This window comes from Gilliamella sp. LMG 34361, from assembly GCF_984569075.1.
The window spans coordinates 1,830,127-1,844,814 of record NZ_OZ474903.1 but is presented as its reverse complement, the minus strand read 5'-3'; the positions used below and the strand labels follow the sequence as shown (position 1 = coordinate 1,844,814).

The 14,688-nt window shown below is 34.6% G+C and carries 12 protein-coding genes and 1 other RNA gene; all 13 read right to left on the bottom strand.

Annotated features, from left to right (window positions below):
• Positions 1 to 1,119: 1,119 nt before the first annotated feature.
• Positions 1,120 to 1,989, bottom strand: coding sequence for a protease HtpX (gene htpX, locus AC5LXI_RS08830; RefSeq protein WP_493441995.1), 870 nt, complete (start codon positions 1,987 to 1,989; stop codon positions 1,120 to 1,122).
• Between the two features lie 212 nt (positions 1,990 to 2,201).
• Positions 2,202 to 2,297: signal recognition particle sRNA small type (gene ffs, locus AC5LXI_RS08825), an RNA gene on the bottom strand.
• Between the two features lie 138 nt (positions 2,298 to 2,435).
• Positions 2,436 to 2,729, bottom strand: a complete 294-nt coding sequence (locus AC5LXI_RS08820; RefSeq protein ID WP_493441994.1) for an integration host factor subunit alpha — start codon at positions 2,727 to 2,729, stop codon at positions 2,436 to 2,438.
• Between the two features lie 5 nt (positions 2,730 to 2,734).
• On the bottom strand, positions 2,735 to 5,122 hold the full coding sequence (gene pheT, locus AC5LXI_RS08815) for a phenylalanine--tRNA ligase subunit beta (RefSeq protein WP_493441993.1): 2,388 nt from the start codon (positions 5,120 to 5,122) through the stop codon (positions 2,735 to 2,737).
• Between the two features lie 16 nt (positions 5,123 to 5,138).
• Positions 5,139 to 6,122, bottom strand: a complete 984-nt coding sequence (gene pheS, locus AC5LXI_RS08810; protein WP_065578753.1) for a phenylalanine--tRNA ligase subunit alpha — start codon at positions 6,120 to 6,122, stop codon at positions 5,139 to 5,141.
• 204 nt (positions 6,123 to 6,326) lie between these two features.
• Positions 6,327 to 6,680 (bottom strand): 50S ribosomal protein L20, encoded by a 354-nt coding sequence (gene rplT, locus AC5LXI_RS08805; protein ID WP_024496189.1) that lies wholly within the window; start codon positions 6,678 to 6,680, stop codon positions 6,327 to 6,329.
• A 32-nt stretch (positions 6,681 to 6,712) separates the two neighbouring features.
• On the bottom strand, positions 6,713 to 6,910 hold the full coding sequence (gene rpmI, locus AC5LXI_RS08800) for a 50S ribosomal protein L35 (RefSeq protein WP_065557738.1): 198 nt from the start codon (positions 6,908 to 6,910) through the stop codon (positions 6,713 to 6,715).
• Between the two features lie 84 nt (positions 6,911 to 6,994).
• Entirely contained in the window at positions 6,995 to 7,534 is a 540-nt protein-coding gene (infC, locus tag AC5LXI_RS08795; protein ID WP_065612958.1) for a translation initiation factor IF-3, read from the bottom strand.
• Positions 7,535 to 7,561: 27 nt separating this feature from the next.
• Entirely contained in the window at positions 7,562 to 9,487 is a 1,926-nt protein-coding gene (gene thrS / locus AC5LXI_RS08790; protein WP_086364890.1) for a threonine--tRNA ligase, read from the bottom strand.
• A gap of 320 nt (positions 9,488 to 9,807) precedes the next feature.
• Positions 9,808 to 10,695: a carbohydrate kinase family protein gene (locus AC5LXI_RS08785; RefSeq protein WP_493441992.1), complete on the bottom strand. Its 888-nt coding sequence runs from the start codon at positions 10,693 to 10,695 to the stop codon at positions 9,808 to 9,810.
• Positions 10,688 to 12,094, bottom strand: coding sequence for a hypothetical protein (locus AC5LXI_RS08780; RefSeq protein WP_493441991.1), 1,407 nt, complete (start codon positions 12,092 to 12,094; stop codon positions 10,688 to 10,690). Before AC5LXI_RS08780 ends, AC5LXI_RS08785 begins: the two co-directional genes overlap by 8 nt.
• Before the next feature lie 61 nt (positions 12,095 to 12,155).
• Positions 12,156 to 13,139, bottom strand: a complete 984-nt coding sequence (locus AC5LXI_RS08775) for an ABC transporter permease (RefSeq protein WP_370548254.1) — start codon at positions 13,137 to 13,139, stop codon at positions 12,156 to 12,158.
• Positions 13,140 to 13,173: 34 nt separating this feature from the next.
• Positions 13,174 to 14,664 carry a sugar ABC transporter ATP-binding protein gene (locus tag AC5LXI_RS08770; RefSeq protein ID WP_493441990.1) on the bottom strand — a complete coding sequence of 497 codons (1,491 nt, stop codon included), beginning with the start codon at positions 14,662 to 14,664 and terminating at the stop codon, positions 13,174 to 13,176.
• Positions 14,665 to 14,688: the final 24 nt, after the last annotated feature.

The following is a 14,688-nucleotide window of genomic DNA, read 5'->3' as shown; positions in this document are numbered from 1 at the left end:
GCCGCCACTCTTCGAATCGTTTTTACCCATTACGCCTGACCTACCGTCTGGCGTGTATTGATATGTAACCAATTTCTCCGATTTGCTATCCAAAAATTTTACCTGACACGCAGCATAAATATCTGCGCTCGATACGCGAAACGAATGATTAATAAATTTGTCTTCATTTTTTGGTATAGTATCAGTTAAACTTCTTGCGCATCATATAGTCGCTCTTGATAGACAATAATTTTATTGTGAGATAGATGAACATTGACGCCAATGTATTCGGCAATTTTGATTAAAAATTCGTGGTCAGATTCATTTTTTGGTCAAATCTATCGATAACTGGATCATAATCAATATCAAAAAAAACATCAAATCCGTGACGTTCTGCCATTTTATTAACTAGTTTTGGTTGATTCAAATTTTCCGTGATAATTTGTGCGGTTAATGTCGCTCCTCGCTCTGGAAACCATTCATTTAACCAAATCCTCGTCGTATTTTCGACGGTAATATTTAAATCATCTGACTCACCATTTCTCGCACGTTCAGTAAATGAAAATGACTCAATATAGTTAGATATATCAGCAGTAATATCTTTGTCATTATATGTTAAAACTAATCCAGTTCGTCATGAGTCACTAGATAAAAAATTTAATGCAGTATTTAACATATCTTTTAAATCAATCATCCCATGGCGCCCTTATTGCATTCGTTTTTACCTTTGGTGTTTCGGGTATAACTAGCTAAATACCAGCTTTAAAAACGAGTGTATTAGCATGTATAGGATTAGCAGCAATCAATATATGCATCAATTTTTCACTACGTTAGATATCATGCCATGTATCACCTTGCACTGTCGTGTACAGCCATTTCATTAGAACACTCCTACACATTTTTTTATTATTTTAAATTTCATCGACATTACTATAACAATTTATTGTTATATTCGGATTGAATGTCAGACTAAATGACATAAAAATATTATTTTTTTGAGATGCACTGCACAGCATCTAATCAATAATGTTTTTCCCCTAGTAGTAGTTCTCTAAAAATAGAATAGGATGGTATTATAATTTCAATTAAAGGGGCAAATACTGTTAATATTTGCCGTAGATTTTTTTAAATTACTGTTTTTTAAGCAATATAAGATTGATCACGTAATGCTTCAATACGTTTTTCTAAAGGAGGATGTGATAAGAATAGTTGAGACAACCTAGCTTTCTTTTCACCATTAATACAAAACGCTAAAATTGATGCTTCTTCATTTGGTTCATGACTTAATTTTAACTTTTCTAATGCTGCAATCATTTTAGTAGAACCTACTAATTTAGCGGATCCTGCATCGGCATGAAATTCTCGATAACGAGAAAACCACATGGCAATTAAACTTGCCAAAATACCAAATACAGTCTCAAAAATCATTGCGATAAAATAATATGCGAAAGTTGATAATCCTTCACTTTTGTCTTCTAATGCTTTTGTTATGATTGAAGCAAAAATTCGTGAAATGAAAATAACAAAAGTATTAAGAACACCTTGTAAAAGTGTCATTGTCACCATATCACCATTAGCTACATGACTCATTTCATGTCCAATTACAGCTTCTGCTTCGTCTTGAGTCATGGCGGCCAATAAACCTGAACTAACAGCTACTAAAGAATTATTTTTAGTCGCACCGGTTGCAAATGCATTAATATCTTCTGCTTGATAAATAGCAACTTCCGGTGTTTTTATTTTAAGTTCATTTGCTTGGCGACTAACAATATCCACTAACCATTGTTCTTGGGCGTTGCGAGGATTTGTGATTATTTTCCCACCTACAGAACTTAGAGCCATTCTTTTAGACAAAAGAAGAGAAATAAAAGAGCCACCAAAACCAAAAATTGCTGCAAATATGAGTAATCCTAATGTACTATGAGCATTGACGCCAAAGATACTTAAAATTATACCAAATACAAACATAACAGCTAAGTTAGTTAGGATAAATAATCCAACTCGCATCATAAATAATTCCTCATTACTATTTTTTCTAAAATAAATAATTTTACTTAACAAGATAAATAAAATTTAAAATATGATCGCAAAAATGTTTCATTACTACAACCTCTTTGATATGAAATTTTGAAAGGATAATTTAACTGGCTATTGAATAATCGACTCTATAATTGGAGGCAGTAAACTGATGTAGGATTTAAGTTTTAGTTCTTTGGAGGAGACCCTATCAGCCACATCCCACACACATACTTTTTACTTTGGCTGCTTCCTTCCAGACCTGACCTGATGAGCAAAAAGATGTTGCAAGAGGACCCATAGAGCCTCCGTTGAAGAGGGTAGTATTATGCTTTAATTAGCAATTTATTACAATATTTTTTTATAAAAAATTAACCTTTCTGTCTTGTAATAACAACAGAAAGGCTATACATACAAAGCGAAATTAAAAAACAGTTTAACTATAGTGTTAAATTTTTCTCAATTCGTTCTCTAAATTTAATACCTGGTCTAAATGTGACAACTCGACGAGCAGAGATATCAACACTTTCACCTGTTTTTGGATTACGGCCTGGTCGTGAATTTTTATCACGAACAGTAAAATTGCCAAATCCAGAAAGTTTAACTGGTTCACCTTTTTCTAAAGCAACTCGAATTTCTTCGAAAAAAAGTTCAACTAGGACTTTAGCTTCTTGACGATCAATATCAAATTTATCGGCAAGACGATCTGCAATATCAGCTTTAGTTAATGTCATAATTATTATTCTCTTAATTGGGCATTAAAACGATTTTGTAAAGCAATAATACATTTGCTTACAATGTTTGTTATATCTTCTTCTTCAAGTGTACGTGATTTGTCTTGTAAAATCAAACTGATAGCAAGGCTTTTCTGGTTTTTTTCGATATTTTCGCCTTGATAGACATCAAATAAATTAACTCTTATAAGCTGTTTACCACCAGCACGCTTACACTCAGTAATAATATCTGCTGCTGGTATTGTATTTGACACTACTACAGCTATATCACGTTTGTTAGACGGATATTTAGATAACTCATGAGCAACGGGAACTCTTTTGCCATTAATTTTATCTAAATTTATTTCAAAAACAAGCGTTTTACTATTTAAAGATAATTTTTTTTCAATTTCAGGGTGTAAAACACCAAAATTGCCGATAACTTCGCCATTCAACAGGATTGCAGCGCTTTGCCCTGGATGTAATGCATCAAGTTCCGAACGTTTATATTCAATATCATCAAAACAGCCTAAAAGAATAAATAACTGTTCTAAATCCCCTTTTACATCATAAAAATCGATATTTTGTTTAGGTAATGTCCAATGTTCTTCATATAAACTTCCAGTAACAACACCAGATAACATTAATTCTTGGCGAACACCAAACTCACAGCTTTCATCTGGTATAAATCGTAATCCAGTCTCAAATAATCGCATGCGAGATTGTTGGCGATTTTGGTTGTATAACACTGCATCTAATAAGCCAGACCATAAAGACAAACGCATAACCGACATTTCACTCGAAATTGGGTTTGGTAATGTAATTTGTGGTTGTTGCGGATGTAATGTTTGCTGAATTTTAGGGTCAACAAAACTATAAGTTACGGCTTCTTGATAGCCTTTGTCCACTAGTAGATTTTTTACTCTAGATAAGGAAATTTTATTTTCCGGTTTTGGTTTCATCACCGATTCAATTTTCATATTCACATTAGGAATATTATTATAGCCATAAATCCGGGCAACTTCTTCAACTAGATCTTCTTCAAGTTGTAAATCAAATCGCCAGCTAGGTGATTTAACAGTCCAACTATCATCATTATAGGCAACTTCACAACCTAATCTTACTAGAATATCGGTAATCTTTTGAGTTTCAATATGATAGCCAATAATGCGATCAATTCTGTTTCGACGTAATTTAATTTTTGCTTGAGCAGGAAGCTCATTTTCATTCACAACTTCAGTAATAGGCCCTACTTCACCGCCACAGATATCAACAATCAATTGAGTTGCTCTTTCGATTGCAGCTGATTGTAAATAAGGATCAACACCTCTTTCATAACGATGAGAAGCTTCTGTATGTAAACCGTATTCACGAGCTTTACCAGTTATAGCTAATGGAGAAAAGAACGCTGATTCAAGAAAAATATCTTTCGTTGATGCAGTTACACCTGATTTTTCACCGCCCATAATACCCGCGATTGCTAATACTTTTTGCTGATCAGCTATGACTAATGTTTTTTCATCAAGCTTAACCTCGTTGCCATTAAGTAAGACAAGCTTTTCATCTTTATTGGCATAACGCACAACAATGCCTTTGTCAATCTCAGCTAAGTCAAAAGCGTGCATTGGATGACCGAGTTCTAATAAAACATAGTTAGTAACATCGACAATGGCATCAACAGAACGAATACCGCCTCTACGTAACTTCTCTTTCATCCATAGTGGAGTTGAAGCATCAACTTTAACATTTTTGATAATGCGACCTAAATAACGAGGGGCTGCTTTAGCTGCATCAACCTGAATAGGTAAAGTATCATTTATTGTATGAGTGATATTTTCAACTTTTAGTTCTTTCATTGGGATATTGTTTACAGCAGAAATATCTCTCGCAACACCAATAATACCAAAACAATCGGCACGATTTGGTGTAACACTAATATCAATCATTACATCATCTAAATTTAAGTATTGTCTTATATCTTGTCCTAAAGGGGCGTCCTCTGGTAATTCAATAATTCCATTATGGTCGTCAGAAATGCCTAACTCAGAATAAGAACACAACATCCCTTCCGATGGTTCACCGCGAAGTTTTGCTGCTTTGATTTTAAAATCACCTGGTAATACAGCGCCAATTGTGGCACAAGCTACGGTTAAACCTTGACGACAATTAGGTGCACCGCAAACAATATCCAATAATTCAGGTTTACCAATATCTACTTTGGTTACTCGTAATTTGTCAGCATTAGGATGTTGTTTACATTCAACAACTTTACCCACCACTACACCGGTAAAATCACCAGCAACTTTTTCAATATCATCTACTTCTAAACCAGCCATAGTTAACTGATCTGATAATTTATCGCTACTTATTTCTGGATTGATCCATTCACGTAGCCAACTTTCACTAAATTTCATGTTTTGATCTCCAGAACTAATTAAATTGCTTTAAAAAACGTAAATCATTTTCAAAGAAAGAACGCAAATCTGTGACACCGTAACGTAACATGGTTAATCTTTCGATTCCCATTCCAAATGCAAAACCACAATACTCTTCAGGATCAATACCTACGTTACGTAACACATTTGGATGAACCATACCACAGCCTAACACTTCTAGCCATTTACCATTTTTAGCTTTAATATCAACTTCTGCTGAAGGTTCGGTAAATGGAAAATATGCAGGTCTAAATCTTATTTCCATATTATCTTCAAAGAAGCAGTGAAGAAAATCATGCAATAAACCTTTTAAATGCGTAAAACTAATATCTTTATCTACCAACAACCCTTCCATTTGATGGAACATCGGAGTATGGGTTTGATCATAATCGTTTCGGTAGGTTCTACCTGGAGCAATAATTCGAATTGGTGGTTTTTGATTTTCCATAGTTCGAATTTGAACAGTAGAAGTTTGGGTTCGTAATAAACGTTTTGCATCAAACCAGAATGTATCATGATCAGCACGAGCAGGATGATGTGCAGGAATATTTAAAGCATCGAAGTTATGATAATCATCTTCTATTTCGGGTCCTGTTTCAACAGCAAAGCCTAATTCCCCAAAAAACTCAACCAAACGGTTAATAGTTTTAGTTACTGGATGCAATCCACCTAATTCAAGTGATTTACCAGGAAGAGTAATATCAATGGTTTCATTTGCTAATTTTGCATTAAGAGCCTGACGCTCTAAAAAGTGACGTTTTTGATTTAATAACTCAACAACTTCTTGCTTTGCATCATTAATTTTCTGACCTACGGCTGGCCGTTGATCAGCTGGAACATCACGTAAAGACGCCATTTGCATGGTAAAATAGCCCTTTTTACCAAAATATTCCACTCGAATCTGTTCGATAGTATTAATATCATTAGCACTTTCAATAGCGGATTTGGCATTGCTTACCAGTTCAACTAATTGAGACATACAGTTCTCCTGCTTATTGTTTATTACATAAAAAAAGCCTCTCCTGAGGCTTTTATAATTATTTTTCGTTTCTCATTTGCCTCACAAACGAATAAACTTATCGAAGCTAAAAAAGAAACGAAAAACAACTAAATTCATAATTAATCAACTCTTAAATATCGTTAAAACAATAAAAGCCGAGATAACCCGGCTCTTATAAAGCTATTAAAGTGCAGCTTTTGCTTTTTCAACTAATGCAGCGAATGCATTTTTATCGAATACTGCGATATCTGCAAGGATCTTACGATCGATTTCAATTGAAGCTTTCTTTAAACCATTGATAAAACGGCTGTAAGATAAACCACATTGACGAGCAGCAGCATTGATACGAACAATCCATAATTGACGGAATTGACGTTTACGTTGACGACGGTCACGATACGCATATTGTCCAGCTTTAATTACTGCTTGGAAAGCAACACGATATACGCGTGAACGAGCACCATAATACCCTTTTGCTTGTTTTAAAATTTTCTTGTGACGTGCACGAGCAATAACACCACGTTTAACACGAGCCATAAACTATATCCTCTAAATAATTAATCAATAAATTAAGCGTATGGAACACACGCCACTACTAAACCTAAATCGCCTTTTGACACAGTAGTTAAACCACGTAAATGACGTTTACGTTTAGTTGATTTTTTAGTTAGGATATGGCTCTTGTTAGCTTGCTTATGCTTAAAGCCACCAGATGCTGTTTTTTTAAAGCGCTTTGCTGCGCCTTTTACAGTTTTAATTTTAGGCATTTTATAAATTTCCACTTCGCATTGTTAATAAAAATAAAATAATGGTGTAATTTTTAGCAAACTAAAAATTAGCTTGTTGAACCATTATTTCTTCTTCGGCGCTAACACCATTATCATTTGACGACCTTCAATCTTAGTTGGATAAGATTCAATGATAGCCAAATCAGCCAAGTCTTCTTTAATGCGATCAAGCATTTCAGTACCTAACTGTTGGTGAGCCATTTCACGTCCACGAAAACGCAACGTAACTTTAGCTTTATCGCCATCTTCAAGAAAGCGTATCAGGCTGCGGAGTTTTACCTGATAGTCGCCTTCGTCTGTACCAGGTCGGAATTTAATTTCCTTAACCTGAACAACCTTTTGCTTCTTCTTCTGTTCTTTTGTTGCTTTACTCTTTTCATAGAGGAACTTGCCATAATCCATAATTCGACAAACAGGTGGCTCTGCATTAGGACTTATTTCAACTAAATCTAATGTTGCTTCCTCAGCTTGTTTTAAAGCTTCGTCTAAGCTAACAATGCCGAGCTGTTCACCATCGACGCCGGTTAACCTCACCTCGCGAGCGGTAATCTCATCATTGATTTTGTGCGCGCGTGTTGACTGAATTCGTTTACTGACTTTAATATCTCATTCCTCCAAATTAATTTATCATTAATTCATTTGTTCTAATGAACGACTATGAATTTCATTAAGCAATAATTCTATAACATGTTTCACTTCAAAGCTACCAAGATCTTTACCTTGGCGAGTTCGAACTGAAATTGTTCCTGATTCCATCTCTTTGTCTCCACAAACAAACATATAAGGAACACGTTTTAGAGTATGCTCACGAATTTTAAACCCTATTTTCTCATTTCTCAAGTCCGCTTTTGCTCTAATGCCAACTTTTTGTAATTGCTCGGTTAATTGTTTGGCATATTCGGCTTGATTATCAGTGATATTAATAACCGCTACTTGTAATGGTGCTAACCAAGTTGGGAAGAATCCAGCACAATCTTCGGTCAATATACCCATGAAGCGTTCCATTGAACCAAGTATAGCTCGGTGAATCATAACAGGAACATGGCGTTCATTATCTTCACCAACGTAAGTTGCATCTAATCGTTCTGGTAACATAAAGTCAAGTTGAACTGTACCACATTGCCATGCTCGACCTAAGCAATCATGTAAAGTAAACTCAATTTTTGGACCATAGAATGCCCCTTCACCAGGTAAATATTCAAATTCAATGCCATTTTCTTGCAAACATTCAGCTAAATCTTTTTCTGCTAAATCCCAAGTTTCATCCTTACCAATACGTTTTTCAGGACGAGTCGATAATTTAACCGTGATATCTTTAAAGCCAAATGTACTATAAGTATCATAGACCATTTTGATACAACTATTTACTTCACTTCGAATTTGCCCTTCAGTACAAAAAATATGCGCATCATCTTGTGTAAAACCACGTACACGCATTAAACCGTGCAAAGAACCTGAAGGTTCATTTCGATGACAACTACCAAACTCCGCCATACGTAATGGTAAATCGCGATAAGATTTAAGACCTTGATTAAAAATCTGTACATGGCCTGGACAGTTCATTGGTTTAATGCAGTATTCACGATTTTCTGATGAAGTAACAAACATTAATTCTTTATAGTTACCCCAATGCCCTGTTTTTTCCCAAAGTACACGATCCATCATAAATGGACCTTTTACTTCTTGATAATCATATTCTTTCAGTTTGGTACGAACAAAAACTTCCAATTCACGGAAGATAATCCAACCATCATTATGCCAAAATACCATACCTGGTGCTTCTTCTTGCATATGATAAAGATCAAGTTGTTTACCAATTTTACGATGATCGCGTTTCGCCGCTTCTTCTAAAAATTGTAAATAACTGTCGAGTTGTTTTTTATCTCCCCATGCAGTTCCATAGATGCGTTGTAACATTTTGTTATCACTATTACCACGCCAATAAGCGCCAGCAACTTTTTGTAATTTGAAATGGTGACAAAAACGCATATTAGGAACATGTGGTCCACGACACATATCAATATATTCTTCATGATGATAAAGTGCCGGAGTAGAATCTTTAGGAATGTTTTCATCTAAAATAGCAATTTTATAAGGTTCGTGACGTTCCCAAAAGACTTCTCTTGCACGTTCCCAACTCACTACTTCTTTTTTAACTGGGTAATCTTTTTTGGCCAATTCATGCATGCGTTTTTCTAAAGCATCAAGATCTTCCTGAGTTAAAGAGTGATCTAAATCGACATCATAATAAAAGCCATTATCAATGGTAGGCCCGATAGCCATTTGAGTATTAGGCCATAATTGTTTGATGGCATGTCCTAATAAATGTGCACAAGAATGACGGATAATTTCAAGTCCATCTTCATCTTTAGCGGTAATAATAGATAAGGTTGCGTCATGCTCAATAACATCACACGCATCTTTACGTTCACCATTAACACGGCCTGCGATACAGGCTTTAGCAAGCCCTGCACCAATACTTTGTGCAACTTCTAATACAGTAACAGGTTTATCAAATTGACGTTGACTACCATCAGGAAGAGTAATAATTGGCATAATAAATCCTTATAACAGTGGTGCGCCACACGAAAGCGCACATGCGTACATAAATAAATAGACGGAGTATACTATCACTTATCATGAGGATTTTAAATAGGCTTGAACTTGATTTAAAAATAGATTTATCTCTAGTGATTAAATACATCCTGATTTCATAACGAATAAAAACAGACATTAGCCTATTTTTAATTATTAATAGCCTTTTTAGTGATTATTTTTGATTAGGAATCAATAAAACGATGTTGTAATCGAATATGAAAATAATAGTTATGACCTAGCTATTATTCACTAATTAAAAAGCTAGGTCTCAAAACAGATTATAATTCGGTTAAATATGTTTGCGGTATAATAGGCATCGGGCCGCTTTGAGTACAAACATATGCAGCGATGTGATTGGCTTTACTATTGATTTCTTGTAATTGTTTGCCTTTTAAATATAGCACGCTGCTTATTGCCATAAATGAATCACCAGCACCAACAGTATCAATTGGGGTGATTTTTTCAGCAGGACAATGATTCTGTTCATTTTGGGTAATAAGATGACTACCTTCACTACCACAGGTATAAATTAATAACTCAAGTTGATAATGTTGATTTAGATAATTGAAAAGCGCTTGCGGATCAGCTTTTATCTTCAAAAAATCAGCAACAATTGGTAATTCTTCATCATTTAACTTCAAAATATTGGCATGTTCGATGCAAAGAAGTAAAGTTGCATGATTATAATGATTTTGACGTAAATTAATATCAACAATAATTTTGCTTCGTTGTGATCGATGATTAACAATCTTTTGCAATAATTCGTGATTATGTATATTGCGTTGAATTAAACTGCCGAAATAGATTGCATCTAAATCATCTTGCTGAATAAGTTCTAATAATTGATCTGTTAATTGAATATCATCCCAAGCAACAGGATTAACAATATCATAAGTGGGTTTACCGGCTGAATCTAATTTAACTAATACCGTTCCAGTTGGATAATTTGCAGATATTTGAATTTGTTGTGGGATTTGCAGTTTTTCAATCTGTTCACGTAATTCTCTACCATTGTCGTCATCGCCAATTGCTGAAACTAATATTGCATTTGCTCCAGCTGATTTAGCATGATAACAAAAGTTGGCGGCAGCTCCGCCAATCTTTTTCCCATTAGGTAAACAATCCCATAAAAATTCACCTATTGCAACAATCTTTATGTCATTCATCTTCGATTAACCCTTGTTTGACATCAATATTTTTTTCCATACTATCGGCTTGCTTCTGCCAATCATCAAATTGACCATATGCAGTATAAATCGTTGAACCGGTAGGTAATTCTGGATACTCATTTTCACCATTAGTACCCCAATTAACCCAACCGGAATCTTTACGTTGAACAATTTGATAACGTCCGACAATATTACTCGTATACCAAACCATAGCATAACCTGATTCGGGATTTATTTCAGCCGTTTTATTTGCAGCAAGTGGAAAAATCGTTTGTTCTGGCACACTATTAACATCTACATCTTTAGCAAATAATACTTCTTTGTTTCGAGCGCTATTATGCACAACATGATGAGCTTTACGCAGAATAGTTTTAACGTGTGATTTTATTTCTTCATCACTTAAAATACCTTCTTTAACACAAAATAGGCGCCAGAAGAAATCCCAAGAAACTGCATTAATATTATCACCAATGGACTCTCGATAGAGTCTTGCATTTGGTGGAAGTTGATCTAGTGGTTGCGATAAAATTCGATTAACTTCATCAGCTAGAATATTGGCATAAAGATCACCTTGACGATAAAATGTACCGCCATAGCTAGCAAAACGAGAAAATACCACATTATTTTTACCACTTTCATACTCATCACCAACGGTGATCTTATTTATGACCGGCATACCATCAACAGAAGTTTCAAAATCATCAACATAATAAGTACGCCTAAACCATGGTGATTGATAGAAAAACTCCCAAACAATTGAAAATGATTTATCATGCAAAGCTGGATCTAAGCCATTAGGGATTTTACCATTAAAACGATAACGACAATAAATTGGACCTTCAACTTCTGTTTCACACTCTACGATGGTATGCTCAGGCGGATTAATTAATCCATTGGCAGGAGTAAAAAAGGGTCCATAAAAACCACCTATAGCATTAGAGCAATCTTTAATCAAATTACGACCTTCTGCTTTAGCAGAAAAGTAACGAATACCCCATTTCCCATATGATGTCCCGTCTGCAGTACCACGACATAATTCTAAAATATAATGCCCTGTATCAAGTCGTTTTACACCATCATTTAAAGTTGGCTCTAGTTGTTTTATGCCACTTACATTGCTTATTGACGTTTTTTCATCAAGAAACAAAGTATAATTTTCAACTAACTGCTCTAAATTGGTTACTATAAAGGCGATTGAGCAAGCAGAGATTAATGTATTAGTATCATCATAAACGATATCAAACAATTGATGTGGTATAACTTTTCCTTGCTCATTAACTAGTTTTAATTTAGACGGATCTATTGGCTGTTCTTTGAAAAAAAGACGCGCGATTACCGGTTCATTATATCGAGTAATACCATCTGGGTTATTTAACATCAAAGTACATTTTTTCATTCTATTATCCTATTAATTAAATTGGTTATTATTCATATATTAAAAAACAAATTAGCCTAAATTAGTTTGCTTTCTTGCGTTTTAACATATCGACATAGACGGCTAAAAAGATGATTACGCCTTTTGCAACTAATTGCCAAAATGAATTAACACCTAATAAATTCAAACCATTATTAATAATGCCGATAACAATCACGCCTAAAATAGTGCCACTAATGCGACCTATTCCACCTGACATCGAAATACCTCCAAGCACACAAGCAGCTATGGCATCCATTTCATAACCTTGTGCAACTGATGGTTGTCCTGAATACATTCTTGCTGCAAGCACTATTCCTGCGAAAGCAGCTAAAAAACCAGCAATGGTATATACAATGATTTCAACACGTTTAATGGCTATACCTGATAACCTTGCAGCCTCACGGTTACCTCCGAGAGCATAAATATAGGTACCTAAACGAGTTCGATTAACAACTACCAACATAACAACAATAAATACCAACATATATATAACTGGATATGGAATCATGCCTAAGTAACCAGTACCTATGCTGGTAAAACTCTCATCAAAAATACGAATTGATTGGCCGCCACTATAAATATAACCTACGCCACGAGCGATCATCATCATAGCTAATGTAACGATGAATGGTGGAATACCGGTATAAGCAATAGCAACACCATTTGCCGCACCGCATAAAGTACCGATAAACAAACCTAACAGAATAGCTGGAACAATGCCCATTTCACCAATTGAAATAAATCCAACTGTGAGTGTCCCCGCCATAGCGACAATCGATCCAACAGATAAATCAATTCCTCCCAATATGATAATTAATGTCATTCCTAACGCTAAACACATATTAGTGGATACTTGTCTTAACACTGAGAGCATATTTTCTTGGGAAAGAAATACCGGACTAGCAAAACTTAAAATGATACTAATTAATAGAAGTGCAATTAAAATCCCTATATTATTAGTAATAAAATTTTTGAAACTTCTAATAATGATATTATTGGTTATTGTAGAGTGATGATAGCTCATATCATCTGATTGTTTCATAGATTGGCTAGCCATTTTAAGCTCTCCCTGTTGCTAATTTCATAATTTTTTCCTGTGTTAATTCTGATTGCGATAATTCACCTTGAATTTGTCCATTCGCAACAACACAAACACGATCACACATATTGATAATTTCTGGTAATTCTGAGGAAATCATAATAATAGCCATGCCACTTGCACAAAGTTCATCAATGATTTGATAAATTTCGGCTTTAGCACCAATATCAATTCCTCGAGTAGGTTCATCTAAAATGATGATTTTCGGTTTAGTTGCTAGCCACTTAGCTATCACAACTTTTTGTTGATTTCCGCCACTAAGCTGACCAACAATTTTGTCAGCATCTGGGGTTTTTATATTGAGCTTATTAATATAGTATTGAATGATATCTTTCTGTTTTTGTTGATTAACAAAACAACCATGCATAAATTGTTTCAATACTGTTAATGTTAAATTGAATGCGATACTATTACCTAAAATAAGACCTTGTTTTTTTCTATCTTCAGGAACTAAAGCTATTCCTATATCAATAGCATCTTGCGGCGATTTGAGCTTAACAAGCTGATTGTCAAAATAAATTTCACCACTATCATATTGATCTGCGCCAAAAACTGCTTGCATGATTTCACTCCTACCAGCCCCCATAAGGCCGGCGAAACCTAAAATCTCTCCTTTTTTTAAATGAAAATTAACGTTATTAAATACTCCTTTTTTCGAAAGATTTTTAACTTCTAATAATCGTTCTCCATTTTGTTGATAGTGACGTTGATAATAATTATTTAAATTACGCCCAACCATCAATTTGACTAATTCATCAATATTGGTTTGTTTAGTATTGACGGTATCTATATAACTACCATCCCTAATTACAGTTATTCTGTCAGTGATAGTAAATAACTCATCCATACGATGAGAAATATAAATGATACTTACGTTATGTTCGGTTAGTTTTTTAATCATAATAAAAAGCTGCTCAACTTCTTTATCAGTTAAAGAAGACGTTGGCTCATCCATGATCAAGATACGAACGTTAAATGAAATAGCTTTGACGATTTCGATAAGTTGTTGTTGTGCAATGGTTAACTCATGTACAGGACGCAACACATCAATCGATAATCCCATGCTTTCCATCATTATTTTGGCTTTGGTGATCATTTGACGATGATCTTTAAAACCCATGCGTGTTCTTGGTTCTCGGCCTAAGAAAATATTTTCATATACACTAATATAAGGAACTAAGACAATCTCCTGATGAATAACATTAATTCCTCTTGCTTGTGCATCTTTAATACCATTAATTATCTCAGTTTTACCATTAATCTTAATTTCACCGGCATCTGGTTTATAGATGCCGCCAATAATTTTGATTAAGGTTGATTTGCCAGCGCCATTTTCGCCCAACAATCCATGAACTTCACATTGTTTAAGGTTAAAGTGCATATCTTTTAACGCATGGACACCAGCAAATTTTTTTTCTATATGAGATAGTTGTAATGCAACTTGTTCCATATAAATATCACCTTATTGATTTCA

Coding starts and splice junctions, on each gene's coding strand:
- thrS (WP_086364890.1), bottom strand. CDS start 9,487: ATGCCAATTATTACTCTTCCTGATGGTAGTCAACGTCAATTTGATAAA.
- AC5LXI_RS08820 (WP_493441994.1), bottom strand. CDS start 2,729: ATGACATTAACTAAAGCTGATATTGCAGATCGTCTTGCCGATAAATTT.
- pheT (WP_493441993.1), bottom strand. CDS start 5,122: ATGAAATTTAGTGAAAGTTGGCTACGTGAATGGATCAATCCAGAAATA.
- AC5LXI_RS08775 (WP_370548254.1), bottom strand. CDS start 13,139: ATGAGCTATCATCACTCTACAATAACCAATAATATCATTATTAGAAGT.
- rpmI (WP_065557738.1), bottom strand. CDS start 6,910: ATGCCTAAAATTAAAACTGTAAAAGGCGCAGCAAAGCGCTTTAAAAAA.
- AC5LXI_RS08770 (WP_493441990.1), bottom strand. CDS start 14,664: ATGGAACAAGTTGCATTACAACTATCTCATATAGAAAAAAAATTTGCT.
- htpX (WP_493441995.1), bottom strand. CDS start 1,989: ATGATGCGAGTTGGATTATTTATCCTAACTAACTTAGCTGTTATGTTT.
- AC5LXI_RS08785 (WP_493441992.1), bottom strand. CDS start 10,695: ATGAATGACATAAAGATTGTTGCAATAGGTGAATTTTTATGGGATTGT.
- rplT (WP_024496189.1), bottom strand. CDS start 6,680: ATGGCTCGTGTTAAACGTGGTGTTATTGCTCGTGCACGTCACAAGAAA.
- AC5LXI_RS08780 (WP_493441991.1), bottom strand. CDS start 12,094: ATGAAAAAATGTACTTTGATGTTAAATAACCCAGATGGTATTACTCGA.
- pheS (WP_065578753.1), bottom strand. CDS start 6,122: ATGTCTCAATTAGTTGAACTGGTAAGCAATGCCAAATCCGCTATTGAA.